Origin of the sequence: Mycobacterium shinjukuense (assembly GCF_010730055.1) — a bacterium.
GTDB classification, from domain to species: Bacteria; Actinomycetota; Actinomycetes; order Mycobacteriales; family Mycobacteriaceae; genus Mycobacterium; species Mycobacterium shinjukuense.
On the sequence record NZ_AP022575.1, the window covers coordinates 2,197,665 to 2,221,963 of the forward strand.

At 68.9% G+C, this 24,299-nt stretch carries 22 protein-coding genes and 2 pseudogenes; 8 read left to right on the plus strand and 16 right to left on the minus strand.

Going from position 1 to position 24,299, the window contains the following annotated elements; genetic code table 11:
- Positions 1-61: 61 nt before the first annotated feature.
- From G6N20_RS09685 to G6N20_RS09705, 5 genes and pseudogenes are all read right to left on the minus strand, one after another.
- A complete protein-coding gene (locus tag G6N20_RS09685) occupies positions 62-646 on the minus strand; it encodes an HIT family protein (RefSeq protein WP_083047557.1) in 585 nt (194 codons plus the stop codon).
- The gene (gene thrS, locus G6N20_RS09690; RefSeq protein WP_083047598.1) at positions 639-2,747 is read right to left on the minus strand and encodes a threonine--tRNA ligase; all 2,109 of its coding nucleotides are present in this window, start codon (positions 2,745-2,747) and stop codon (positions 639-641) included. Before thrS ends, G6N20_RS09685 begins: the two co-directional genes overlap by 8 nt.
- An 87-nt stretch (positions 2,748-2,834) precedes the next feature.
- Positions 2,835-3,857: a glycosyltransferase gene (locus G6N20_RS09695; RefSeq protein ID WP_083047559.1), complete on the minus strand. Its 1,023-nt coding sequence runs from the start codon at positions 3,855-3,857 to the stop codon at positions 2,835-2,837.
- Positions 3,858-4,073: 216 nt separating this feature from the next.
- Entirely contained in the window at positions 4,074-5,894 is a 1,821-nt protein-coding gene (locus G6N20_RS09700; RefSeq protein WP_163662928.1) for a PE family protein, read from the minus strand.
- A gap of 121 nt (positions 5,895-6,015) precedes the next feature.
- Positions 6,016-6,769: pseudogene (locus G6N20_RS09705) on the minus strand (aldo/keto reductase).
- 57 nt (positions 6,770-6,826) lie between these two features.
- Between G6N20_RS09705 and G6N20_RS09710 the strand changes: the two are divergent.
- Complete coding sequence (locus G6N20_RS09710; protein ID WP_083047563.1) at positions 6,827-7,330, plus strand: DUF1990 family protein; 504 nt, start codon at positions 6,827-6,829, stop codon at positions 7,328-7,330.
- A 598-nt stretch (positions 7,331-7,928) separates the two neighbouring features.
- On the opposite strand, the gene G6N20_RS09715 is transcribed toward G6N20_RS09710, so the two are convergent.
- Positions 7,929-8,372, minus strand: a complete 444-nt coding sequence (locus G6N20_RS09715; RefSeq protein WP_083047565.1) for an Rv2617c family stress response/phage resistance protein — start codon at positions 8,370-8,372, stop codon at positions 7,929-7,931.
- Positions 8,373-8,468: 96 nt separating this feature from the next.
- Here G6N20_RS09715 and G6N20_RS09720 point away from each other — a divergent pair, with 96 nt between their 5' ends.
- On the plus strand, positions 8,469-9,179 hold the full coding sequence (locus tag G6N20_RS09720; RefSeq protein WP_083047568.1) for a helix-turn-helix transcriptional regulator: 711 nt from the start codon (positions 8,469-8,471) through the stop codon (positions 9,177-9,179).
- Positions 9,180-9,284: 105 nt separating this feature from the next.
- On the opposite strand, the gene G6N20_RS09725 is transcribed toward G6N20_RS09720, so the two are convergent.
- From G6N20_RS09725 to G6N20_RS09735, 3 genes are read right to left on the minus strand one after another with little or no spacing between them, the layout of a single operon-like run.
- Complete coding sequence (locus tag G6N20_RS09725) at positions 9,285-9,629, minus strand: cupin domain-containing protein (RefSeq protein WP_083047570.1); 345 nt, start codon at positions 9,627-9,629, stop codon at positions 9,285-9,287.
- Between the two features lie 33 nt (positions 9,630-9,662).
- On the minus strand, positions 9,663-10,088 hold the full coding sequence (locus tag G6N20_RS09730) for a hypothetical protein (RefSeq protein ID WP_083047572.1): 426 nt from the start codon (positions 10,086-10,088) through the stop codon (positions 9,663-9,665).
- A complete protein-coding gene (locus tag G6N20_RS09735) occupies positions 10,085-10,747 on the minus strand; it encodes a helix-turn-helix transcriptional regulator (protein WP_232065476.1) in 663 nt (220 codons plus the stop codon). The genes G6N20_RS09730 and G6N20_RS09735 overlap by 4 nt, the downstream gene beginning before the upstream one ends.
- 253 nt (positions 10,748-11,000) lie before the next feature.
- Here G6N20_RS09735 and G6N20_RS09740 point away from each other — a divergent pair, with 253 nt between their 5' ends.
- Positions 11,001-11,828 carry a class I SAM-dependent methyltransferase gene (locus G6N20_RS09740; protein ID WP_083047574.1) on the plus strand — a complete coding sequence of 276 codons (828 nt, stop codon included), beginning with the start codon at positions 11,001-11,003 and terminating at the stop codon, positions 11,826-11,828.
- A 168-nt stretch (positions 11,829-11,996) separates the two neighbouring features.
- On the opposite strand, the gene G6N20_RS09745 is transcribed toward G6N20_RS09740, so the two are convergent.
- From G6N20_RS09745 to G6N20_RS09760, 4 genes are all read right to left on the minus strand, one after another.
- The gene (locus G6N20_RS09745) at positions 11,997-12,791 is read right to left on the minus strand and encodes a universal stress protein (RefSeq protein WP_083047576.1); all 795 of its coding nucleotides are present in this window, start codon (positions 12,789-12,791) and stop codon (positions 11,997-11,999) included.
- A gap of 39 nt (positions 12,792-12,830) precedes the next feature.
- Positions 12,831-13,970, minus strand: a complete 1,140-nt coding sequence (locus G6N20_RS09750) for a site-2 protease family protein (RefSeq protein ID WP_083047578.1) — start codon at positions 13,968-13,970, stop codon at positions 12,831-12,833.
- 51 nt (positions 13,971-14,021) lie between these two features.
- Entirely contained in the window at positions 14,022-14,453 is a 432-nt protein-coding gene (locus tag G6N20_RS09755) for a CBS domain-containing protein (protein WP_083047580.1), read from the minus strand.
- Positions 14,454-14,604: 151 nt separating this feature from the next.
- Positions 14,605-15,279, minus strand: coding sequence for a hypothetical protein (locus G6N20_RS09760; RefSeq protein ID WP_083047582.1), 675 nt, complete (start codon positions 15,277-15,279; stop codon positions 14,605-14,607).
- Between the two features lie 209 nt (positions 15,280-15,488).
- Between G6N20_RS09760 and G6N20_RS09765 the strand changes: the two genes are divergently transcribed.
- The 3 genes and pseudogenes from G6N20_RS09765 (at position 15,489) to G6N20_RS09775 (ending at position 18,547) form a co-directional block, all read left to right on the plus strand.
- Positions 15,489-16,916, plus strand: a complete 1,428-nt coding sequence (locus G6N20_RS09765) for a WS/DGAT/MGAT family O-acyltransferase (protein ID WP_083047584.1) — start codon at positions 15,489-15,491, stop codon at positions 16,914-16,916.
- Positions 16,900-17,040 carry a hypothetical protein gene (locus G6N20_RS09770; RefSeq protein WP_163662632.1) on the plus strand — a complete coding sequence of 47 codons (141 nt, stop codon included), beginning with the start codon at positions 16,900-16,902 and terminating at the stop codon, positions 17,038-17,040. Before G6N20_RS09765 ends, G6N20_RS09770 begins: the two co-directional genes overlap by 17 nt.
- Positions 17,041-17,184: 144 nt before the next feature.
- Positions 17,185-18,547, plus strand: a pseudogene (locus G6N20_RS09775) (HNH endonuclease signature motif containing protein).
- A gap of 308 nt (positions 18,548-18,855) precedes the next feature.
- On the opposite strand, the gene G6N20_RS09780 reads toward G6N20_RS09775, so the two are convergent.
- The 3 genes from G6N20_RS09780 to G6N20_RS09790 form a co-directional block, all read right to left on the minus strand.
- The gene (locus tag G6N20_RS09780) at positions 18,856-19,149 is read right to left on the minus strand and encodes a hypothetical protein (protein WP_142272249.1); all 294 of its coding nucleotides are present in this window, start codon (positions 19,147-19,149) and stop codon (positions 18,856-18,858) included.
- Positions 19,150-19,165: 16 nt separating this feature from the next.
- On the minus strand, positions 19,166-20,404 hold the full coding sequence (locus tag G6N20_RS09785) for an alpha/beta hydrolase family protein (RefSeq protein ID WP_083052565.1): 1,239 nt from the start codon (positions 20,402-20,404) through the stop codon (positions 19,166-19,168).
- 315 nt (positions 20,405-20,719) lie between these two features.
- On the minus strand, positions 20,720-21,370 hold the full coding sequence (locus G6N20_RS09790; protein WP_179961529.1) for a phosphopantetheine-binding protein: 651 nt from the start codon (positions 21,368-21,370) through the stop codon (positions 20,720-20,722).
- Between the two features lie 341 nt (positions 21,371-21,711).
- On the opposite strand from G6N20_RS09790, the gene G6N20_RS09795 reads away from it, so the two are divergent.
- Both G6N20_RS09795 and G6N20_RS09800 read left to right on the plus strand, forming a co-directional pair.
- A complete protein-coding gene (locus G6N20_RS09795; protein ID WP_083052560.1) occupies positions 21,712-22,833 on the plus strand; it encodes an Rv2629 family ribosome hibernation factor in 1,122 nt (373 codons plus the stop codon).
- A 90-nt stretch (positions 22,834-22,923) separates the two neighbouring features.
- Positions 22,924-24,249, plus strand: a complete 1,326-nt coding sequence (locus G6N20_RS09800) for a phosphoribosyltransferase (RefSeq protein WP_083052558.1) — start codon at positions 22,924-22,926, stop codon at positions 24,247-24,249.
- Positions 24,250-24,299: the final 50 nt, after the last annotated feature.

Consider the following 24,299-nt stretch of genomic DNA (forward strand, 5'->3'; position numbering starts at 1 on the left):
GCGGGTGGGGGTACCGCCCACGTATGGGGGCGTGCCCCCACCGCATCGTTACCGACGCGACTCACGGTTGCCTGGCCCATTCCGCGGCCAGCAGCCGGCGGGTGTCGCGCAGCAGCTGCGGAATCACCTTGGAGCCGCCGATGATGGTGATGAAGTTGGCGTCGCCACCCCACCGCGGCACCACATGCACGTGCAGATGCTCGGCCAGCGACCCGCCGGCCGAGGTCCCCAGATTCAGGCCGACGTTGAAGCCGTGTGGCCGCGACACGTTTTTGATGACGCGAATCGCCTTCTGGGTGAACGCCATCAGTTCGGCGCTCTCCGCCTCGGTCAGGTCCTCCAGCTCCGATACCCGCCGATAGGGCACCACCATCAGGTGCCCGGGGTTGTACGGGTAGAGGTTGAGCACGGCATAGACCAGGTTGCCGCGGGCGACCACCAGGCCCTCTTCGTCGGACAGTTGCGGGATGTCGGTGAACGGCTGCTCGGGGTTGCCGTTGTCGCGTTTCACCGGCGCTTCGGCCAGGTAGTTCATCCGATACGGCGTCCACAGCCGCTGCAGCTGGTCGTCCTGGCCGACCCCTCGGTCGAGGATGGTGTCGTCGGCGCGCTGGTCGGGCCCCGCGGCCTTGTCCTGGTCACTCACCGCCGGCCACTTTCAGCAGTTCGGCTGTCGGCGCGGCGTTTTCACGGTCGGTGATCCAGGAGACGATAGCGGCCACCGCGTTGTCGCGGGCCACGCCGTTGATTTGCGAGCGGTCACCGAACCGGAAGCTGACCGCTCCGGCCGCGACGTCGCGGTCGCCGGCCAGCAGCATGAACGGCACCTTGTGGTTGGTGTGGTGCACGATCTTCTTGGCCATCCGGTCGTCGCTGGCGTCCACCTCCGCCCGCACCCCGTGCGACTTCAGTTGCGCGGCAACATCTTCCAGATAGGAAACGTGCTCGTCGGCGACCGGGATGCCGACCACCTGGACGGGTGCCAGCCACGCCGGGAACGCCCCCGCGTAGTGCTCGGTGAGGATGCCGAAGAACCGCTCGATCGACCCGAACAGCGCGCGGTGGATCATCACCGGACGTTGGCGGGTCCCGTCGGCGGCGGTGTATTCCAGCTCAAAACGTTCCGGGAAGTTGAAGTCCAGCTGGATGGTCGACATCTGCCAGGTGCGGCCCAGCGCGTCCTTGACCTGCACCGAGATCTTGGGCCCGTAGAACGCCGCACCGCCGGGGTCGGGCACCAGCTCCAGGCCGGAGTCGGCACCCACCTCGGCCAGCACGTTGGTGGCTTCCTCCCAGGCCTCGTCGGAGCCGACGGACTTGTCCGGGTCCTTGGTGGACAGTTCGAGGTAGAAGTCGGTCAGGCCGTAGTCACCGAGCAGGTCGAGCACGAACCGCAGCAGCGAACGCAACTCGTCGCGCATCTGGTCGCGGGCGCAGAAGATGTGCGCGTCGTCCATCGTCAGCCCGCGGACCCGGGTCAGGCCGTGCACCACCCCGGACTTCTCGTAGCGGTACACGGTGCCGAACTCGAAGAGCCGCAACGGCAGTTCCCGATACGACCGCCCGCGGGCCCGGAAGATCAGGCAGTGCATCGGGCAGTTCATCGGCTTGAGGTAGTAGTCCTGGCCGGGTTTGCGCACCGAGCCGTCGGGGTTGTGCTCGGCGTCGATGTGCATCGGCGGGAACATGCCGTCGGCGTACCAGTCCAGGTGGCCCGAGGTGTGGAACAGCTGCGCCTTGGTGATGTGCGGGGTGTTGACGAACTCGTACCCGGCTTCGGTGTGCTTGCGCCGCGAGTAGTCCTCCAGCTCGCGCCGCACGACGCCGCCCTTGGGGTGGAAAACCGCCAGACCGGAACCGATTTCGTCGGGAAAGCTGAACAGGTCCAGCTCGACGCCCAGCTTGCGGTGGTCGCGACGTTGGGCCTCGGCGATCAGCGCCAGGTGACGGTCGAGCGCCTCCTGCGATTCCCATGCGGTGCCGTAGATGCGCTGCAGGCTGGCGTTGTTCTGGTCGCCCCGCCAATAGGCCGCCGAGCTGCGGGTGAGCTTGAACGCCGGGATGTGCTTGGTGGTCGGGATGTGCGGGCCGCGGCACAGGTCGCCCCAGAGGCGCTCGCGGGTGCGCGGATCGAGGTTGTCATAGGCGGTGAGCTCGTCGCCGCCGACCTCCATGATTTCGGCATCCCCGGACTTGTCGTCGACCAGCTCCAACTTGTAGGGCTCGTTGGCCAGCTCCGCGCGGGCCTGCTCCGTGGATTCGTAGACCCGCCGGCAGAACAGTTGTCCGTCCTTGACGATCTGGCGCATCCGCCTTTCCAGCGTCGCCAGGTCTTCGGGGGTGAACGGCTCGGGCACGTCGAAGTCGTAATAGAAGCCGTCGGTGATGGGTGGCCCGATGCCCAGCTTGGCGTGCGGGAACAGCTCCTGGACGGCTTGCGCCAAGACGTGCGCGGTGGAATGCCGGATGACGCTGCGACCGTCGTCGGTGTTGGCGGCCACCGGGGTGACCTCGACGTCGACGTCAGGCACCCAGCTCAGGTCGCGCAGCGTGCCGTCGGCGTCGCGCACCACCACGACCGCGTCGGGCGCGCCGCGCCTGGGCAACCCCGCCGCGGCGACCGCGGCCGCCGCGGTGGTCCCGGCGGGAACCCGGATCGGGGCTTGCGGCGATGGCAAACCCGGTGCAGCCGGGTGCCGCGGGTCGCCGCCGTCGGCTCCTGGGGCGGGGCGTGCGGGGGCGCTCATCGGGTCGGTCTCCATGTGCTGGGCGTGTCGAAACGATCGCGACCATGCTATCGGGGCAGGCCTCGACGAACCCAGGCCGGCGGAGCGTCACGCCGCTTGATCGGGCAACGGACGCGGATGCCGGTTGCGCTGCGCCCACGCGGTATCCGGCGCCCACGGCGGGTCCGGCGCCCACGGCCTGATGACCTTCGCTTGCTTGTCACGTGCAATCCGGCCGGTCACCCCGCACACCGTGGCGCGCAGCTTGGTCACGGTGAACCGATGGTTTTCGGTGTCATAAAAGAATCGCAGCACGCGGGCCGGGAAATACCCCAACAAAAGGATGAATATCGTCACAAGCGCGGGACCGCTGGTGACTCCGTGGGCTCGTGTCGTCCTGAGGTAACGGGTGGCATACCGGTAGAAATCCCGCGGCGCGCATTCCACCCGGCGACCGGACATGCCGGCGATCAGCGTGGGCTCGTAGTCGACCTGGACGTTGTTCTTGACCAGCGTCAGGGCCAGGTCGATATCCTCATGCAGCTGATCTTCCAAATCCAGACGCGTCAGGTGACCGATCGCCCGCCAGGCTGAGCCGCGGATCGCCATGTTCGCCCCGAGAAGGAACCGTTGATCGGTGGCGTGCCGATGCAGCGCGGCGCGTACCGCCCGGTCCAGCCGGAAGAACACGCCCCGCAGCGGCATGTCGTAATACACGACCGGGCCGGTCGCCGCGCCGATGGCCGGATCCCGAAAGCGGCGCCGAATCGTCTCGACCCAGTCATGGGCAATGATGGAATCGGCGTCGATCCGCCCGATCACGTCGCTGTGCGCATCGTCGAACCCACGGTTGCGGGTCGGAGCGATGCCGAGATGATCGTGTTGGTCCAGCAGGCGGATGTCGATTTCGGGGTGCTGCGTTTGATATCGGCGCACGATCGACGCGGTAGCGTCGGTCGACCTGTTGTTGACGACGATGATCTCGTCCGGTGTCGACGTCTGGTCGATGCATGATTCGAGGCATTTCCCGATGAAATGTTCCTCGTTGTGGGCTGGGATGACGATGGCCACCGACGGTTGTCGGCAATCGGTGCGCACGACGCGCCCGAACCCGTTGATATCTGCGCTCATGCCTCCGACCAACCACCTACACAATAGTGTGTTATTGCAATGTTATGCTACTGCAATATTGGTCGGAGTGTCTGATTCGGACCGTGGAGACTCGCTTCCGGCGACCCTAGCGACCAAAGGTCGCTACGGCGGCGCCCGTTCAGGACCAGGTCGTCAGCGACTTGTTGAGGCGGGCGGCCGGTGAGCACCGACCGGCCGGGTGGCGACCGCGGCTAACTACCCGTTTTGGCCGGACGTGCCCGTGCCGCCGGTCAGGCCCGCGGCACCCGGGTTGCCGGTTTTGGTGCTCCCAAAGCCACCGGCCCCGGCGGCGCCGCCGGCGCCGCCCTGGCCGCCGCCACCGCCGAGGCCGCCCTGGCCGGCGGTGCCGTTGACGCCGACCTGGCCGATCAACAGCCCCGCGGAACCGCCCGCGCCGCCGATGCCACTGCCGCCGCCATTGCCGCCGGTGCCGCCGATGCCGCCGGTGCCGCCATTGCCACCGTTACCGCCGACGCCCTGGCCGACGCCGGAGCCGATGCCGCCGGTGCCGCCGGCACCACCCACGCCGCCCACGCCGCCGACGCCGCCCGCGCCGCCGAGGCCGGCGATGCCGCCGGCGCCGCCGTTGCCGACCAACAGCCCGCCGGCACCGCCATCGCCGCCGTTTCCGCCGGTGCCACCGTTGCCACCGGCTCCGCCCATGCCGCCGGCACCGCCACCGCCGCCCGCACCGGCCGAGGCGCTGGCGCCGGCAGCGTTTCCGCCGCCCCCTCCGCTGCCGCCGATCCCGCCGGCGGCGCCGGCCCCGCCGGCACCACCGGTGCCGCCCGCGCCGCCGGCGCCGCCGGTGCCGACCAACAGCCCACCGCGGCCACCGTCACCGCCGGTGCCTCCGGCGCCACCGTTGCCACCGGAGGCGCCCAGCCCGCCGCCGCCTCCATGGCCGCCCGGCCCGCCAGTCGCAACGGCAGAGGGGGCGCTGGCCAGACCGCCATCGCCGCCGGCGCCCCCCGCGCCGCCGGCGCCCTCGGCGACGGTCCCGTTGCCGCCCGCACCGCCGAACGAATTCGAGTTGGCAGAGGCGTTCCCGCCGAAACCGCCGGCGCCGCCGTTGGCGCCCGCGCCGCCGGTTCCGCCGTTACCGCCCCGGGCCGTGCCGGTGCCCAAGGCAATAGCCTCCCCACCCCGCCCCCCACTGCCGCCGGTGGCACTGAGCCCGCCGTCGGCTCCATCGCCGCCGCTGGTTGCGATGGCGTTGTTGGCGCCAGCGGCAACGGTGTCATTGATGCCGGGGCTCCCGGTCGCGGCGATGCCGCCGAAGGTGGGGTTGACAGCGTTGGCGCCGGCGAGACCGGTGCCGCCTGGGCCGCCCGCGCCGCCGTCGCCGAACAGGATGGCATTGCCGCCGTTGCCGCCCGGCCCGGGCGCGCCGCCGTTGATGCCGGCCAGCCCGACCCCACCCATACCGCCGGGCCCGCCGTTGCCGTAGAGCCACCCGCCCGCGCCGCCGTTGCCGCCGGCGGCGCCGGCCCCGCCCATGCCGCCGGACCCGCCGTTGCCGATCAGGCCCGCGCTGCCGCCGTTGCCGCCGACCTGACCGGGCAAGCCGTTTCCGCCATTGCCACCGTTGCCGTACAACAACCCACCGGGCCCGCCGGCCTGGCCGGGGCCGCCATCGGCGCCGTTGCCGATCAGCGGGCGGCCCAGCAGCGCCTGGGTGGGCGCGTTGACCACGCCCAAGACATTTTGCTCCAGGGTCTGCAACGGCGACGCGTTGGCGGCCTCGGCGCTGGCGTACGACCCTGCGGCGGCGCTCAATGCCCGCACGAACTGCGCATGAAACGCCGCGGCCTGTGCGCTCACCGTCTGGTATGCCTGGGCGTGCCCGCCGAACAGCGCCGCGACGGCGGCGGACACCTCATCGGCCCCGGCCGCCAGCACCGCGGCGGTCGGGCCGGCCGCCGCCAGGTTGGCCGCACCGAGTGCGGCGCCAATACTGCGCAATTCCGTTGTCGCCGCGGCCAATGCTTCCGGTGTCGCGATCACAAACGACACGGCCCACCTCCCGAGGCATCAGGACATTCGTCAGGTCAGGCTAACGCGGCGCCAGCGCGGTGTCAGCGCTTTTCACCGGCCTTATTCGGCCGGCGCGCAACGGGTTCGGCACGCCCGCGGCTTAGCCGCCATGCCGGGCGCCGGCCGCGGCCAGGGTCGCGAACTCCTCGTCGGAAAGGGTGATCTCGGCGGCGGCGACGTTCTCCTCCAGGTGCGCCACCCGCGACGTGCCCGGAATCGGCACCATCACCGGCCGGCCCGGCGGCCAGACCGGTCGCGACATCCAGCAGCGGCTCGGCGGCGCGCGTGGTGAGGTTGTACCTGTTCTGCACCGACACGATCGGCGTGATTTGCTGGGCAGCTCTGAGCTGCTCGACGTCCACCTCGCACAGCCCGATGTGGCGGATCTTGCCTTCGTTTTTCAGCGCCGCCGGCTCGCCCACCTGATCGGCCAGCGGGACGTTGCGGTCGATGCGGTGCAGCTGGAATGGGTCGATGGCCTCCACCCCCAGCCGGCGCAGGCTCATCTCGCATTCCTGCCGCAGGTAGCTCGGATGGCCCAGGGGGATCCACACATTCGGGCCGGTGCGCAGCAAACCCGCCTTGGTGGCAATGACCGGCCCGGCATAGGGATGCAGCGCCTCGCGGATGATCTCCTCGGAGACGTAGGGCCCGTAAGAGTCGGCGGTGTCGATGAAGTTCACACCCAGTTCGACGGCGCGCCGCAACACCCGGACGGCTTCCGGGTGGTGCTCGGGCGAGCCCCAGACCCCCGTGCCGGTCAGGCGCATCGCGCCGAAGCCGAGCCGGTTGACGGTCAGGTCGCCGCCGAGCGTGAACGTGCCGGATGCCGCTGCAGAGGCGGGAGTCGTCACCCCTATGACCGTGCGCCCGGAACCCAGCTACGCCGCCAGGCGTGGCAAGCTGAGCAGGTGGACCTCGAGGCGCTTGCCGAGCTGCCCTTGACCTACCCCGAGGTGGGCGCGACCGCAGCCGGCCAGCTGCCCCCGGGATATGGCCACCTCAGCGTGACGACCCAAATCGGTACCGGCCAGCAGCGATTCGATGAGGCCGGCGACGCGGTCATGCATTGGGGTATGCAGCGCGGAGCCGGCCTGCGGGTGCAGGCCAGCTCCGATATCGCCGTGGTCTCCGCGGTGGTGGTGGTCAGGCTGATGGGCTTCCTGCGCGCGCCCTGCCGCGTGGTGTATGTCATCGACGAACCGGATCTGCGCGGGTTCGCCTACGGCACACTGCCCGGGCACCCGCAGTCTGGCGAGGAACGGTTCGCCGTGCGCCGCGACCCGAGCACCTCGGCGGTGTATGCGGAAGTGTCGTCGTTCTCCCGGCCCGCGACCTGGTGGAGCAAGGGTGGTGGGCCAGTCGTGTCGGTGGTGCAGCGCGTCATCGCCAAGCGCTACCTGCGTGGAGTGTGACCCGGCGGGTTCGGCGGCCCGCACCCTCGGGAAGCCGATCGCGTGGTGGCAACACGCGACCACGATCAGATCTCACCAGCCTCAGCAATCACGTGAGTCGCCGGGCAAGACGATGGTGTGCTCCCCAACGTGATGGCGCGTCCGATATCGCCACCGGCTGCTGGGCCACCCCGATCGCAACCACCCCAACGGGCGCCGCCGGCCCCGCCAGATACGGCCGCATCACCAGCAGCCAACCGAAACGATCCCGCCCAACCCGGCCGCCCACCTCGGCGGTCCGAGCCTGGCCTCGCCAGTGGAGCGCCTTGTATGTATGTTCGTCGGGCATCTCGGTGTTCTGACAGGCTGCTCCAGGCGGCGCACCTTCCTCATCTGCCCCACGTGTACCCGGAACTGACCGATATACAAAGTGCCCGCCTCGCAGCGACAGCCACGGTTGTCGCTGCGAGGCGGGCACATCGCAGATATCCCCGTCGTGCTGAACGCATGAGACGGGTGAGACAACGGGGAACGTGCAGTTTGCGCACTGGGTCGCCAGCAGCCGCGGCACGCGGGGTCACCCTGGTTCCAACCCCCCCAAAACATACGAGCGATACCGCTAGCGGCGCCCGATGCTCCCGTCGTGCACACCCTGCGCCAGCCGGGCAAGCGCGACCGCGCCGGCCAGCAAACCGAAGTCACGCAGCGCGACATCATAGAAGCCCGGCACGGTGACCAGGTCGACGATGATCGCGGCCAGCCAGGCCGCAACCAGCCAGGCTCCGACGCGCGGGGCCACCGCAACCAGGATGCCGGCGACGATCTCGATCACCCCGACCAGGTACATGCAGTGGTCGGCCGTCCCGGGAACGACGTCGTTGATCCAGCCCGCCAGATACCGGCTCCAGTGATGCGGGTGGGTCAGCAGATTGAAGAACTTGTCCAGCCCGAACGCGATGGGCGCGATCGTGAACACGGTGCGCAGCAGCAGATACGCCGAGTAGGCGGGATCCTGCAGGCGGTCGACGAGGGCCGGTGTGGCGGTGGCCTGCCTGGTGCTCATGATTTACCTCCCAGCTTCTAACAGATAATAATTCGAACGTTAGAACCTGTAGACTGTAGCGTCAAGAACTTTGTCCGTTAGAAATGGGGCGCCGGCATGGACCTGGAGCGCGCCGCCGCCGGGATCGGAGCGCTGGCCGACCCGGTGCGTTACCGGCTCTATCAGTTCGTGTGTTCGCAACCCGGACCGGTGAGTCGTGATCAGGCGGCCGACGCCGTCGGCGTGCCGCACCACCAGGCGAAATTCCACCTGGACCGGCTCACCGCCGAGGGCTTGCTCGACAGCGACTACGCGCGCCTGACCGGCCGGTCGGGCCCCGGCGCCGGGCGCACCGCCAAACTGTATCGCCGGGCCGGCCGCGACATCGCGGTCAGCCTTCCGCCGCGGGAGTACGAACTGGCCGGACGGCTCATGGCCACGGCCATCGCGCGGTCGGCCGCCACCGGGGAGCCCGCGGATGAGGTGCTCAACCGGGTCGCCCACGACTACGGCCAGACGATCAGCGCCACCGCCGCCAACCGGCCACCCGCCGATGCCGCGACGGCGCTACAGCTGACGCTCGGCCTGCTGCGCAGGTACGGGTATGAACCCCGCCAAACCGACGGCGAAGTTCAGCTGGCCAACTGCCCGTTCCACGCCCTGGCCCAGGAACAGACCGAGCTGGCCTGCACCATGAACCACGCATTGGTCACCGGCGTGGCCGCTGCGCTGGCGCCGTACGGCCCAGAAGCCCGGCTCGACCCCGGACCGGGCCGGTGTTGTGTCGTTCTCCGGCGCCGTGCGGCGACCACCCGCACGGGGGACTGATTACGCGCGGAGCGTGCACCGGGCCCCATCGAGCGTGCATAGGTGGCGGGGACACGCCAGGAGGCCGCCGTGGTTGCACATGCGGCGTGTAGCTCCCTGGAAGAACTAGGTGGCCGTGGGCAGGGATTTCAAGACGGTCAGCATGATCACCGAATCCTCGATCGCGTGGAGGGCATGCCGCTCCCGCGGGATCGCGACGTAGTCGCCGGCCTTGCCCTCCCAGGCGTCGTCGCCGGTGGTGAGACGCACGCGGCCCTGCAAAACCTGCAAGGTCGCCTCCCCCGGACTTTCGTGTTCGGACAGGTCGCGCCCGGCGAGCAGGGCCAGCACCGTCTGGCGAAGTTCGTGGGTGTGCCCGCCATGGATGGTGTGCGCGGCCCGGCCGCTGTGCGACTCGTGTGCCTCGGCCAACTTCTCGGAGGCCAGGCTGGTGAGCGAGACGGATTCCATCGGTGCGTCCTTATCGGCGATTTGGTGTCCGAACTAGCCGTTCAGTAGAAGTATGCCCGCCACCGCCAGGGCCACCGCCTTGACCACCTCCAACCCGACGTAGGCGTAGTGCGCGCGGGAGCGTGGCAGATCCCGTCCGGCCAGTACCTGGTCGGAACGCCGGGTCAGGCCCGGACGCACCGCGATCAGCTGGCCGGCCAGCGCGGCGAACACGACGCCGAACGCCGCCATGATCCGCGCCGGTGCCGGGCCGGACGCCAACAGCGCCAGCAGGACGAGGGCGAACGCCACCTCCACGGTGTTGAGCGCACGAAAGACCAAGCGGCCGATGCCGAGTCCGATCTGCAGGGTCACGTTGGGCGCTCGGAACTTCAGCGGGGCCTCCAGAAAGGAGATGGCCAGCACCATGCCGAGCCAGACGAAGGTGACGGCGACCTCGATCGCGGGTCCGGTGCTCACGTGGCGGCTCCTTTCGCGGTGAGGTGGGCCAGACACAGGTCCGGTTCGACGAATGCTTCCAGCCGGTCGACGGTGACTGGCGCCGACCAGCTTTCCAGGGCGCCCTGCATGATCCCCAGGTGGATCGAGCAGACCACGCTGGCTCGGGATTCGGCCAGTTCCAGAAACGGGCAGTGCCGCAGGCCCACCTGCTGCTCGCCGTCGGCTTGCCGGCGTTCGGGGGCGAAGCCCAGCTCGTCCAGCACCCCGACCAGGTGGTCGATCGACTTCTCGGCGCTCGCGAAACCAGCCGGTCTCGGGTCCAGCCGCTTACCCCACGCGCGGCCCGCGGCTAGCGCGCGGGCGCTTGGATTCGGTTCGGCGGCAAGGCCATTGCTGAGGATCTCGGCCAGCAGCCGGTAGTGCCGCGGTCCGCCGCGATCCATCTGCCGGACGGCGCCGAACATCAGCGGCGGGCGCCCCGGGCCGCGCCGGGCGGGCCGGACGCGCTCCACCTGGCCGGCGCGGACCAGGCTGTCCAGGTGGAAGCGCACGGTGTTGGGATGTATGCCCAGCTGGTCGGCGATCGCGACAACGGTTAGCGGGGCGCCGGACGCCCGCAATAACCGCAGCACCGCGCGCCGGCGATCGGCCGGCTCCTCGACCAACGTGGCGTTCACGGTCGCTGGACCCTTGATACGTTTGGCCTTGGTTGGTTAGCCGGCCGGGGCGCGTCGTTGCGGTCCGGCACGTCGACACGTGGCTTCCCGATCCCCCACACCATGCAGTAAAGTTTACACAAACTGGGTTGTAAAAACTCGAGCGAAGGTGGGGAAGTTTCATGGCCGGCAACGACTTTGCGGGCACAATCGGCCCCTCCCGCGGCGGCCCGCCCCGGTTGCCGCTGTTGACCCCCGCGCGGCACGCGCGCTGATGGCCGCCAGTGCGGGCGAAACCGGGCGGCCCCTGCCGTTGTCGAATCGCGACGATGACCACGTGCAGGGGCACTGGCTGCTGGCCCGGCTGGGCAAACGGGTGCTCCGCCCCGGTGGTGTCGAGCTCACCCGCGCGTTGGTGGCCCGGGCCGAGGTGACCGACGCCGACGTGCTCGAGCTGGCCCCGGGCCTGGGCCGCACCGCCACCGAGATCCTTGCCCGACGGCCCCGGTCCTACGTGGGAGCCGAACGCGACCCGGACGCGGCCAACCTGGTTCGCGGCGTCCTGCAAAACCATGGGGCCAGCCGCGGCGAGGTCCGGGTCACCGACGCCGCCGACACCGGATTGCCCGACGCCAGCGCCGATGTCGTCATCGGAGAGGCCATGCTGACCATGCAGGGCGACACGGCCAAGCACGCCATAGTCGCCGAGGCGGCGCGGGTGCTGCGGCCCCAAGGCCGCTACGCGATCCATGAACTGGCACTGACGCCGGACGATGTCCCCGACGATGTCAGCACCGAGATCCGGCAGTCGCTCGCCCGGGCGATCAAGGTCAACGCGCGTCCGCTGACCGTTGCGGAATGGTCACACCTGCTGGCCGGCCATGGACTGGTGGTTGAGCACGTCGCGACCGGGCCGATGGCGTTGCTGCAGCCGCGGCGAGTGATCGCCGACGAAGGCCTCTTCGGTGCGCTGCGGTTCGCCAAGAACCTGCTCACGCAACCCGCCGCACGCCGACGAGTCCTGTTGATGCGACGCACATTTCGCAAATACCGCCAGCGTCTGGCCGCCGTCGCCATCGTCGCATCTAAGCCGGCGGTGTGATCGTGGCACCCGCGCGGCTGTAGCGCGTGATGCCACGGCTGCTGCTGCTTGGTCTTTGCCTACATCGGCCGGCCGAGCATCCGGGCCATCGACCGGGGCGAACATCCCCCGTTCGGGCGGTGGGGCGCCGACGGCGCCGAGTTCCGGATCCGGTGAGCCCGCGCGCGCTCAGCCGCGCACCACGAGCACCGAACATTCGGCGTGCCGCAGGACCGGGTGCCCGGACGGTCCGACAAACCGTGTCAGCTGAGCGGCCTCGCCGGCGCCGATCACCGCGAGCTGCACACGCTCGTCGTGGTCGGCCAGGAAGCGGGCAATGTCCGCGTTGGTGGTGATCGGGTAGATATGCAGCTCGGGATGACGGCGGCGCCACCGCTGCACGCGGCGCTCGAATTCCCCGTCCGGGGTCTCGGTGAGCTGCTCCGGCCCGCCTCCCAGGGCGAGTATGGGCGCGTGCCGCAGGACCGCCTCCCCGGCGGCGTATTCCAGGATGGCATCGTCGTCGGGCGCATCCGTCAGGCGCACCACGATCCAGTTGATGCCCGACGGCGGCTGATCCTCGTTCGGGCGGATGACCGCGACCGGGCAATGCGCCTTTTCGGCGAGCTCGGTCGCGGTCGAACCCAGGATGGCGCGTGCGTAGCGTCCGATAGCAGGGGCGCCCACGCAGATCAGCTCGGCATCGCGGGACTCCTCGACCAAAACGGCGCCGGCCGGCCCGCGCGGCGTGTCGCTTTCGATCTTGACCGGCTTCCCGGTGGCCTCGACGGCGGCGTGCGCCGCCCGCAGCGAAGCCTCGGCATGCCGCAGGTCACGTTCGTAGTCCTGCGGCGATGGATGGGTGGTCTTGATGACCGACAGCAGGCGCAGCGGCACACCTTTGCCGACGGCCTCGTCGGTACCCCACAGCGCGGCCGCGAGCGCCGCTGGCGAACCGTCGATACCGACAATGACCGGTTTCATGTCCTTACTCCTCTCTCGACGAGCACCGTTGCGAATCACTCAGTGGGGAGAGTCGGCCCGGGTGAGCCGGTAGACATCAACAAGTCGCGCGATATCGCGGGCGGTGACAATGCCGACCACCGCGCCGCCATCCACGACGAGGGCGCGGCTGCCGGGACCGGCCGGGGCCATCCGCTCGAGCAGCGCGTTCAGCGGCTCCTGCGCGGTCGCGGTCGGCACGTCGTGCAGTGGTACGGCGATGTCGCGCACGCTGGTCGTGCCGCGCCGGCTGGGTGCCAGCTCACGCAGCTGTTCCAGCGTGACCAGGCCGATGACCGATCCGTCCCGCTCGGCAACCGGGTAGGCCGAGTGCCGGTCACCGAGCAGATAACGCTGAATGAAGTCCTCGACGGTGATCGATCCCGGAGCGGTGTGCGGCCGGGCGGTCATCGCGTCCGCCACCCGCACCCCGGCAAACAGCTGCTGGGCCGAAATCCGGGTCTCCTCCTCGCGGGCGGCGGAGAAGATGAACCAGCCGATAAAGGCCAACCACACGCCGCCGACCAGGCCGCCGGCCACGAATTCGGCCAACCCCAACGTGATCAACACCAGCGCAACCGCCCGGCCGGCACGCGCCGCGCCGATCCCGGCGCGCACGATATCGCCGTGGCGGCGCCACAGGTAGGCCCGGACGAGCCGGCCGCCGTCCAGCGGCGCGCCCGGCAGCAGATTGAACACCCCCAGCACCGCGTTGACGGCGGCCAACCACCACGCGACGCTGACCACCAGGGCAGGGGCCCGCGCGACGGCGAACGCAACGGCCAGCGCACCGAACACCGCCGACAGGGCCAGGCTGGTGGCCGGGCCCGCGAACGCGATGCGGAAAGCGGCCCTGGGTGTCTTGGCTTCGCCGCCCAGCCTGGTCACCCCGCCGAACAGCCACAGCGTCACGCTTGCGACCGGCACTCCGGAGCGACGAGCGACCACGGCGTGCGCGAGCTCGTGGGCCAACAGCGACGCCAACAGCACCAGCGCACCCCCGGCACCGGCCAGCCAATAGGCAATGGGTGCATAGCCTTTGACGGCGCCCGGCAAGCTCGTCGCCAGGCTCCAGGTGAACAACCACAGGATGACCAGGACGCTCCAGTGCACCTTCACCGAAAACCCGGCGATGCGTCCCAGTGGGATTTCGTCGCCCACCCCACTACCTCCGAAGCTGGCGGCTAAGCCCGTCCCGACCGGCCAACATTGCTAGCTGGCGATGGCGATCGGCGAGCAGATCGCCTTGACAAACTGCGCGATGGAGTGCTCGGGCAGATGCCGGGCGATGTCGGCCTCGGTGACGATGCCAACCAAGCGGTGCTCTTCGATCACCGGCAGCCGGCGGACCTGGTGCTCTTCCATGACGTTGAGCATCTCCGGGATGCTTGCATTCACGTCGACGTAGTAGATGTGATCGTGGACCAGCTCCGCGACTGTGGTGGTGTTCGGATCCAGGCCCGCCGCAATGCCTTTGATCACGATGTCGCGATCGGTCAACATTCCGTGCAGGCGGTCGTCGTCGCCGCAGATCGGCAAGGCGCCGATGTCGTGCTCACGCATGTGCTGGGCCGCTGCGGTTAGCGTCTCGTGTTCGCCGACACAGGTCACACCGGCGTTCATGACGTCACGTGCGGTGGTCATCGGATCCTCCTTCAAGTCGATTCACCTGCCACCGAAGGTAGGGCGACGCCATGGCGGGCACTAGGGTCGTTTGGCCTTCTGGTCGCGGGTCAAGTGGACTTCCACGCCGCATCGGGTTGGCCGGTCAGGCACGGGGCTGCCGTCGAAGCCGTCAGACCATCACTGCCGGGCACGACTGGCTCGGGCTGGTCGCGTCCAGTCGCTCGACCCGGCGCTTGATTCCCAGCAGCAATCCCCGTGTACCCAAAGCGATCAACGGCCTGACCAGTTCCAGTGCGAACACTTCACCGGGGTGACGCAGCGCGATCCGGGCGCGGGTAAGCAGCCGGACACGATCCTCCCAGTGCGGCAGCAGGTGAAACGACCACACCGCGTTCCACCGCAGGTCCGGTCGCGTCGCATGAAGCACCAGAAGTTTTTCGGGCACGATCTCGGCGACGCTCATCGTCACCCCGTCGGCCAACCCCATCCAGCCCTCGGGAGCCAGGCGAACGACGTCGCCCACCGCACGGTGTTGCCATTCCGGGTGAACCCGATAGGTGTCGTGGTAGCGAAGTCCCGCAAGGCTTTTCAGTGTTTCGCAACCGTAGAGGCCGGCCCGGTCCTGACCCATCTGCACCAACCAGGGCCACACCGCGGCCGCGGGTGCGTCGACGCACAGCGCCTCGGTGGTCTGAACGGCCGGATCGCCCACCAAGGCGTCGCCGGGCAGCCGCATCCGGGCCTCCTGCTTGGTTGCCCCCCAGTCACGGTAGTACCGACGGGCCCCGTAGAGCACTGCCAGCCAGGCCGCGGTCTCGGCAATGCGTTTCGTCGTCTTGGCCATGACGTCAGTCTGCGTGGGCAACGCGCCGCTCACCAGGGTCCATGGTCCCCGGTGGACCGGACGTTGGGCTCGGTCGCCTATGCCGTCGGCTCGCCGGGCGTGATAACCAGCGTGGGAAGTCTGGCACCACCCGTTCGGGACCAACGGCACTAGCAACGCCGGCGCCACAGCGCCGATAGTGATGCCCACGCGGATCGGAGGTGCCGGAGATGGAACAGCTAACAACCGTGGAGGCTAGTTTTCTGGAGGCCGAGGACGCCGACAGGCACCTGAGTTTGGCCATCGGTGCGCTGGCGGTCATCGATGGACCAAGCCCCGGGCGCGATGAGCTCATCACCGCCCTCTCGGAACGGCTGCGAACCGTGCCCCGGTTGACGCAGGTGGTCCACCAGCACCCGTTCGAAATCTCAGCGCCGGAATGGGTGGACGACGCCACCTTCGACATCACCCACCACGTGCGGTGGACGGCGCTGCCGGAGCCCGGCGATGACGCCGCGCTGTTCCGCGCGATCGCCGATCTCATGGAACGCAGGCTGGATCGTGATCACCCGTTGTGGGAATGCTGGGTCATCGAAGGGCTACCGGACCGGCGGTGGGCGGCGCTGATAAAGATCCACCACTGCATCGCCGACGGGATTGCGGCCATGCGCATGTTGGCGAATCTCTCCGACGCGGGTGCGGGTGCGACGTTCGCCAGCGACATCCGCGCCGCCAAGGAGCCGCCATTGGCGATCGCTAGCCCGGCCGGGCTCAGCATCAATCCGCTGACCTGGGTCGGCGGCGCGTGGCGCGCTTCGCTGGCCACCGCCCGACTGGCCGCTCACACCGCGCGGGGTGCGGCCGAATTCGTCACCGGCTTGCTCACCCCGGCGGCGGAGTCCTCCCTGCACGGCTCGGTGACCAAGATGCGCCGGTACAGCGCCGCGCGGGTGTCCCTCAAAGACGTCGACGCGGTATGCGAGGCCTTCGGCGTGACGCTCAACGACGTCGCCCTCGCCGCGATCACCGATAGCTATCGCGCGGTCCTGCTGCATCGCGGCGAGAAGCCCCGACGCAACTCGTTGCGCACGTTGGTCCCGGTATCGGTGCGCTCACCGGATGCCATGAACCGCACCGATATTCGCGTGTCGGCGATGCTTCCCTACCTGCCGGTCGAGCAGGACGATCCGGTGAAGCGGTTGCGGCTGGTGCACACCCGCTTGGAGAGGCTGAAAGGCAGCGGCGAGCAACAAGCGGCGAGTACCTTTGTCTCGCTGACCAATTTCGTGCCGTTCGTGGTGAGCGCGTGGACGGTTCGACTGCTGACGCGGCTGCCGCAGCGCAGCGTGGTCACGCTGGCGACCAATGTGCCAGGGCCCCGTCAACGGTTGCAAATCTTGGGTCGTCCCATCGAGGAGCTGCTGCCAATACCGCCCATCGCGATGCACCTACGCACCGTCGTCGGCATGCTCAGCTATGTGGACACGCTGGTGTTCGGCATCACCGCCGACTACGACGCCACGCCCGATGTCGACGAGCTCGCGCGCGGCATCGAACTCGGGGTCGCGCGCCTACTGGCCCGCGCTCTGGCACGAAAGCAGAAGTACACGAAGCCAACGGTCGTCGGCCGGGTTGGTGCCGGTGCTGGAACTGGCTGAGCAGATTGGTTTTTCGCGACTGATCGACGGGCACGTGGGCGCCGCGAATGTCCTGCCTCCGCCTATCGGAGAGCCGCATAAGCGCATCACCGCCGCGATCGCCGTCATCGACGAGGCCGCCTAGACTACGCGCCAAGCACACAAATCGGCCGAGTGGTGTCGCGCCTCCGCAAGCCCTCACCCGTCGGCGTGAAATCTCTTGTGTCACTCTGGTTTCAGTGGTCTCTGGGCGGGGATTGTTGTCGGTGCCCTCCGATAGTTTGGGCGTATGGATCGGGAGGTGATCACCGCGGCGTTCGACGCCCTCGATGCCGGCGTGGATGCCGTGCTGGGGTTGGATTGTGAGGCGTTGAGCACCCAGGAGCGGCTGGTGTTGCTAGAACGGGTGGAGCGGGTACGCCGGCGGCTGCCCGCCGCCGAGCATCCGCTGATCAACCAACTAGCACGTCAGGCCAGCGCCGAAGAGTTGGGCGGCAAACTGGCGCATGCGATCGCCGAGTGGACGCTGATCAGCCGCGCCGAGGCCACCCGCCGCATCGCCGAGGCCGCCGAGTTGGGGCCGCGGCGCGCACTGACCGGCCAGCCGCTGGCGCCGGTGTTGGCGGCCAGCGCCGCCGCCCAACGCGCCGGGCAGCTGGGCGGCGGCCAGATCGGGGTGATCCGCCGGTTCTCCCACCGGCTGCCCGGCTGGGTGGATGCGCCCACCCGCGACTGCGCCGAGGCCACGCTGGCCAAGGAAGGCACCCGGTTTCGCCCCGAACAACTGGCCGGGCTGGCCGACAAACTCGCCGACTGCCGCAACCCCGACGGGAATTACCGCGACAAGGACCGGGCCCGCCGGCGCGGCATCACCCTGGGCAAACAACAGGCCGATGGCATGTCGGGGCTGCGTGGCTGGCTCACCCCGCAAGGCCCGGGCCACCGTGGAGGCGGTGTGGGCCAAGCTGGCCGCCCCCGGCATGGGCAAACCCCGCCGACGAAACCCCGTGCGTGGACGGCACACCCAGCCAGCAGGGCATCGAGTCTGATACCCGCAGCACGGCCCAACGCCAGCACGATGGCCTCAACGCCGGGCTGCGCGCGCTGCTGGCCTGCGGCAAGCTGGGCCAACACAACGGCCTGCCGGCCAGCATCATCGTGACCACCACGCTGGCCGAGGCGGAGGCCGCCGCCGGCACCGGACTCACCGGCGGGGGCACCCTGCTGCCGATGAGCGATGTGATCCGGCTGGCCCGCCACGCCCGGCACTACCTGGCGATCTTCGATCACGGCAAGGCGCTGGCGCTCTATCACAGCAAACGCCTGGCCTCCCCGGCACAGCGAATAGTCTTATACGCCAACGATCGTGGGTGCAGCGCCCCGGGCTGTACGGTGGGCGGCTATTACTGTGAGGTCCATCATGTCACCCCGTATGCCCAGTGCCGCACCACCGACGCCAACGCGTTGACATTTGCCTGCGGCGCCCACCACCGCATGCTGCAACCCGGCGGCTGGAGCACCCGCACCAACACCCACGGCGACACCGAATGGAAACCACCGCGCCACCTGGACCGCGGCCATCCTCGCATCAACCGTTCCACCACCCCGAAAAGCTGCTCCGCGACGGGGACGACGAGGACGACGACCCATAGCCCAAATCCGTGGCCGGGCCGGCGACTTACGCTACGACAACACGAGTCCTGAGATCGCAGTTGGCCACAGGCCGAGAAGGCGTTTCCGATGCACTCATGGTATACGTGCACCACCGGCTGGAACCGGCTGCGCAGACCGGTCTTTCGCGGCTGATCGACACGAGCACGCGCACCTGCCGTCGACGCGGGTGGCCTCCGGGGCGGTCAATCCGGCCGGCAAGCTGACTCGATCGTCGCCGGGATGATGTGTGGCGCGGACAGCCTCGCCGACGCCAACGTGCTGCACGCCGGCCGCACGCCCCGGGCGTTCAACGAGGCGTATGCCCGTCGACGCTGGTAATCTTGCTGGGCGAGTTCACCTTCGGGCACACCAACCAGCTCGCCGCGGTAGGCCGCGCGCTGCCGCGGCTGGGCCCGCCCCCGCAGACCACCACCCTGTCCACGGCGACCGCGCCGCCGGTGAACGCCCAGGAGCGGCTACGCAGCGGCAAAGCCGCCTCTGGGCGCGGTGCCGCATCCCAGCTCACGCAGGCGATCACCCCCGCGATAGCGATCAACCCGGACGCGACGATCATGGTGCGCGGCGACTCAATGGTTGGCATCCACCACAGATTCAGGCTAGGCAGGGCGGTCGTGCTGGGTCGCTGGCGCGTCCAGGAGCCCTGACTGCCGCAGCGCATCGCAAACGAACTGCCGCACCGGCCGCGAGTGGAAGAACCCCGTATGACCACCTGGGTACCACACGATTTCGGGTCTGCCCCAATGCTCCCAGAGGCGGGTCACCTGCTCGCGTGGATGCACGAGCCGGTCAGCGACACCGGCGTAGATGAAACGGCCAGGCATGGGTACCAGCGGGGTAAGTGAGAGCGGCGACACCATTCGGCCGATCGGTTCGGCGATCGTCACCGTGTGGCGGCGGGGATCGTTGCGACGAAGTCCAGAGTGGCGGCCTAGCAGCTCGACTAGGTCGGCCACGGGGACACCCAGGATCGCGCAGCTGAGACCCTCTTCGAGGCTGGCGACCAGCGACACGATGTACCCGCCGAGCGAGATGCCGTTTAGCCCGATCGGCGATTCGGGCTCCTGCAGCCGAATCCAGGACAACAACCGACGGATATCCCACACCGCCTGAGCGGTCGCGTGCACGTCGTCGAAGACATCTTCTCCCGGAAAAACCGCCCCTTTCGGCAGGCCCCGCGCACGGGGCCCGTGCATCGGAAGGACGGGCATGGCGATGTTCAGACCGAGGTCGTCATGCAGTTTCCAGGCGCGGAACACAGCGAGATCCAGTGAAGCCCGGCCCATTTCGGCGCCATGCACACACACCAGCCAGGGACGCGGTTTCGGGTGACGCAACAACAGTGCGTACTCACGATCGTTCGCGGTGTATCCCAGCCACCGTTGCCTACCCGGCTCACCCGGATGCGGAGCGTACCCGCTGTCGAAGACGATGCGATAAAAGGAGCTTCTGCGTCCCTTGACCTTTCGGACCGTGACATCTGAGAGTGGCGGCGGATCGGCAAAGAATTCCCGCGGCTTCTGCAGCCATCCTCGAGTCCGGTAGAACTTCAAGCCGGCGACCACTTCGTCGCTGATTCGCTCGAACACCGCGGGATTGCTGATCGGGCGGCGCGCCTTCAAGCCCATCAGGACAATTTCGTCCCGAAACGCGTGCGCCGCCAGGGCAAGGGTGGGTCGTGCGATCGGCAGCGCATCTGGCCCTCGATCGCGATAGTCACGCCATGATCGGCCGGCGCGCACGAAGGGTCTGGCCACGCTGCTCAAGCCGGCGATACCCGCCGGGCTCCGATGAAGAACTCCCGGCCGGTGCCCGCCATCGCTGCCCGACATTGCCATGGCGGCAAAGCTAACAGCACCGGAAACGACGGGTTAGGGACTTACGTCGCGCCGAAAGTCATCCGCGCACGGTGTTGGCATGGGCGGTCCAATGCCTTGTCAGTCCACATCCGGCTCACCCGAAAGGCGCAAGACGGCGTCGCGTGCGGCGCGCTGCAACTCGACCGCGGCGGCCCGGTCCGAGCCCGCGGGCCGGATCGGCTCGCCAATGACGATGTGGACGGCCCCCGGCGTGGGAAGTGCTGCCCGGCCGCAGTATTGCCGGCGTCCCGCGGATGGCCACGGATATGGCGAGCACGCCGGCCTGGGCCGCTATCACAAACGCGCCGATGTGAAACGGCCGCAACCCGGGGGTAGCGCCACCCCGACTTTGTCCTGGACGCGCAGCAGCAGCTCCGCCACCTCAAGGCTGCCGATCCCCAGGTCCTCAAACGTAGTGTCCAGCCTCACCGCAAACGGCCTGGCACGCGGGCTGACCTCGGCGACGAGGCCCCGCACCATTGCAAGGACGGTGCGCTCGTCGGTTGCCATCGGTCCGGACGCGGTCTGGGAGAGCACAACCCGGGCGCACAGCCGCCCGACGAATGCGGCGGCCCGATGCAGGTCGTGCTCGTCCGGCCGTCCCTTGTTGATGCCGCCGACCAGCCCGAACGGCCCAACCGTGTCCCACCGGCGGCACGAAAACGATCCGAGCACACGAAAACCCTTGGAGGCAAGTAGTTTCCGGATCGGCATAGTATAGCCCGCCAGCGGGATCTGCGGGGCATCGCTGGTGAAGAACGTGAACGCCGGCACCCCGTCGACTACTGGCAGCCGGCGCAGCAACCTGCGCGACCTGGCGTCCACGGACGTGAAATACATGCCGGACCCAAAGCCGACTAGGTCATAGTCGCGGAGCGTTTCGAGGTCAACCGACTCGGGTTCGACGACCTCGGCGCCGAGGACCTCAGCCATCCGATCGGCCACGCGCCGAGTTTTGCCGTGCGACGCCGATGCACAGTTGACAAGTGATTCATAGCCCAGCCTCCCTGTCAGCACGGCCCACGCGTCCATGCTGCGCGCACATCCCGCCGTCGGGTAGGGGCGCAAAGCCACATATGCGCCGGGGCGTTGGTCACCACGGTCGCGGTTGCGCATTGCCTGGCGAGCGGAGTGCCGAAAGGCTCTAGGGCACGTGCCAGCACGACGACTAGGGCCACAGACCCACATCTGGGCTAACGAAGGGCTAACGACTCTCGCGCGGCCACGTCCGGCCTTCATACGGTTGACGAAAGGCGGGGACCCCAACAACGGCGGAGAGGGATGACATGCGATCAGAACGCCTGCGGTGGCTGGTGGACGCGGGGGCTCCGTTCGCCTCGGTGTATTTCGACGACTCGCACGACACGTTTGATGCCGCCGAAAGACTCGAGGCTACGTGGGGCGACATCCGGAAACATCTCAGGGACCACGGCGCGAGCGCGGAACTCGTCGGCAGACTCGAAGATGCCGTGCTGCATTTTCGGCCCGCAGTGGGTCGACGCGGCCGTGCGCTCATCGTGACCAGCCAGCAAGTGCTGGTCAACGAGCATCTGATCGCCCCACCACCGGCTACGGTGATTCGTTTGTCGGATTATCCGTACGTGGTGCCGTTGATCGACCTGGAGATGCGCCGACCGACGTATGTGTTTGCCGCGGTTGATCACACCGGCGCCGACGTCAAGCTCTATCAAGGCGACACCATCAGTTCGACCAGCATCGACGGCGGTGGCTTCCCGGTGCATAAACCGGTCACCGCGGGCTGGCACGGCTACGGCGACCTGCAACGCACCACCGAGGAGGCCATCCGGATGAACTGCCGCGCGATCGCCAACCACCTCACCCGACTCGTGGACGAAGCGGATCCCGAGGTGGTGTTCGTGTGTGGCGAGGTGCGGTCGCGTACCGACGTGGTTTCCGCGCTGCCGCAGCGCGTGGCGGACCGGGTGCTGCAATTGCATGCCGGGGCGCGCACCAGCGGCATCGACGAGGACGAGATCCGCGACCTGACGTCCGCGGAGTTCGCTCGGCGGCGGTCCGCCGAGATGACCGACATCGGGGAGCGATTCGAAGCCGAAATCGGGCGCGCATCGGGGCTGGCCGCCGAAGGGTTGGCCGCGGTGTGTGCGGCGCTGCGGGACGGCGACGTCGACACCCTGATCGTCGGGGAGCTGGGCGACGCCACGGTGGTCACCGGCAAGGCGCGAACGACGGTCGCGACCGACGCCGACACGCTGTCCGAACTGGGGGAACCGGTGGAACGGGTGGCCAGGGCCGATGAGGCGTTGCCGTTGGCCGCCATCGCGGTGGGCGCCGTGTTGGTCCGCGCCGACAACCGGATCGCCCCCGCAGACGGCGTGGGCGCGTTGCTGCGCTACGTCGTCACCGACCGGCTGGTCAGCCGGCGTTAGCCGGGGCGCCGGCGGTTTGGGGAGCTTGGTCGCTTGGTGAAGGGACTTGTGGCCATAGCGACGGGTCATCGTGGGAGCCACACTGAAACCATGGGGCAGTTCACGGATCGTGCCGACGCCGGTCGGCAACTGGCACACCGTCTGCAGCATCTGCGCGGTCACGATGTCGTGGTCCTGGGCTTGCCGCGCGGTGGGGTTCCCGTGGCCTTCGAAGTCGCCGAGTCGCTGGGGGTGCCCCTCGACGTGCTGCTGGTGCGCAAGCTCGGCGTGCCCGAGCACTGCGAGCTTGCGTTCGGCGCGATCGGCGAGGGCGGGGTGCGGGTAGTCAACGACGCCGTCGTGCGCGAGGTCGGCCTCACCGACCGTGCCATGGCCGCCGTGGAAACCCGGGAGTGGGGCGAGCTGGCCCGCCGGTCGCACCGCTTTCGCGGCGACTACGGCCGGATTCCGCTCAGCGGGCGCATCGCGGTGATCGTCGACGACGGTGTCGCCACCGGGGCCACCGCGCAGGCCGCCTGCCAGGTCGCGCGTGCCCAGGGCGCCCGCAGGGTGGTGTTGGCGGTGCCCATCGGGGCAACCGACATCGCCGAAAGGTTCGCCGAGCATGCGGATGAGGTGGTGTGCCTGCACACGCCGGTGCCGTACTTCGCCGTCGGCCAGGGTTATCGCAACTTTGCGCAAACCTCCGACGAGGAGGTGATCGCGCTGCTCGCCCGCGCCCGCACAGGCTTTCCGGCGATGGCCAGCGACACCGCAAGCGACGGCGCACCGGTGCGCGACGAGGAGGTCTGGGTGGGCGCCGGCCCGGTGTCGCTGGCCGGCCAGCTGACCATTCCTGAGCGCCCGACGGGGGTGGTCGTGTTCGCCCACGGCAGCGGAAGCAGCAGGCACAGCCCACGCAATCGGTACGTCGCCGGGGTCTTGAACAACGCCGGGCTGGCCACCCTGCTGTTTGACCTGCTGACACCCGAGGAAGAACGCAACCGCGCCAACGTTTTCGACATCGGATTGCTCGCCGGCCGGTTGGTGGACGTCACGCATTGGGTTGCCGCCCAGGTTGATACGGCGTCGTTGCCGATCGGTTATTTCGGCGCCAGCACCGGTGCCGGTGCGGCCCTGGCCGCGGCCGCCCATCCCGGAGTCAAGGTCGCCGCGGTGGTGTCCCGCGGCGGCCGGCCCGACCTCGCGGGCGAAGCGCTGCGCGCGGTGCATGCTCCCACCCTGCTGATCGTGGGTGGCCGCGACGAGGTGGTGCTCGAGCTGAATCGGCAGGCGCGGTCGGCGATCCCGGCCCCATGCGAGCTTGCCGTTATCCCCGGCGCCACCCACCTTTTCGAAGAACCGGGCACGCTGCAGCAAGCGGCGATGCTGGCGCGCGACTGGTTTGTCGAACACCTCGGTGCCACGGGCCGATAAGCCGATAAGAGTGGCGGTCCCAGAAGTCCGGGGAACCTCTGGGACCGCCG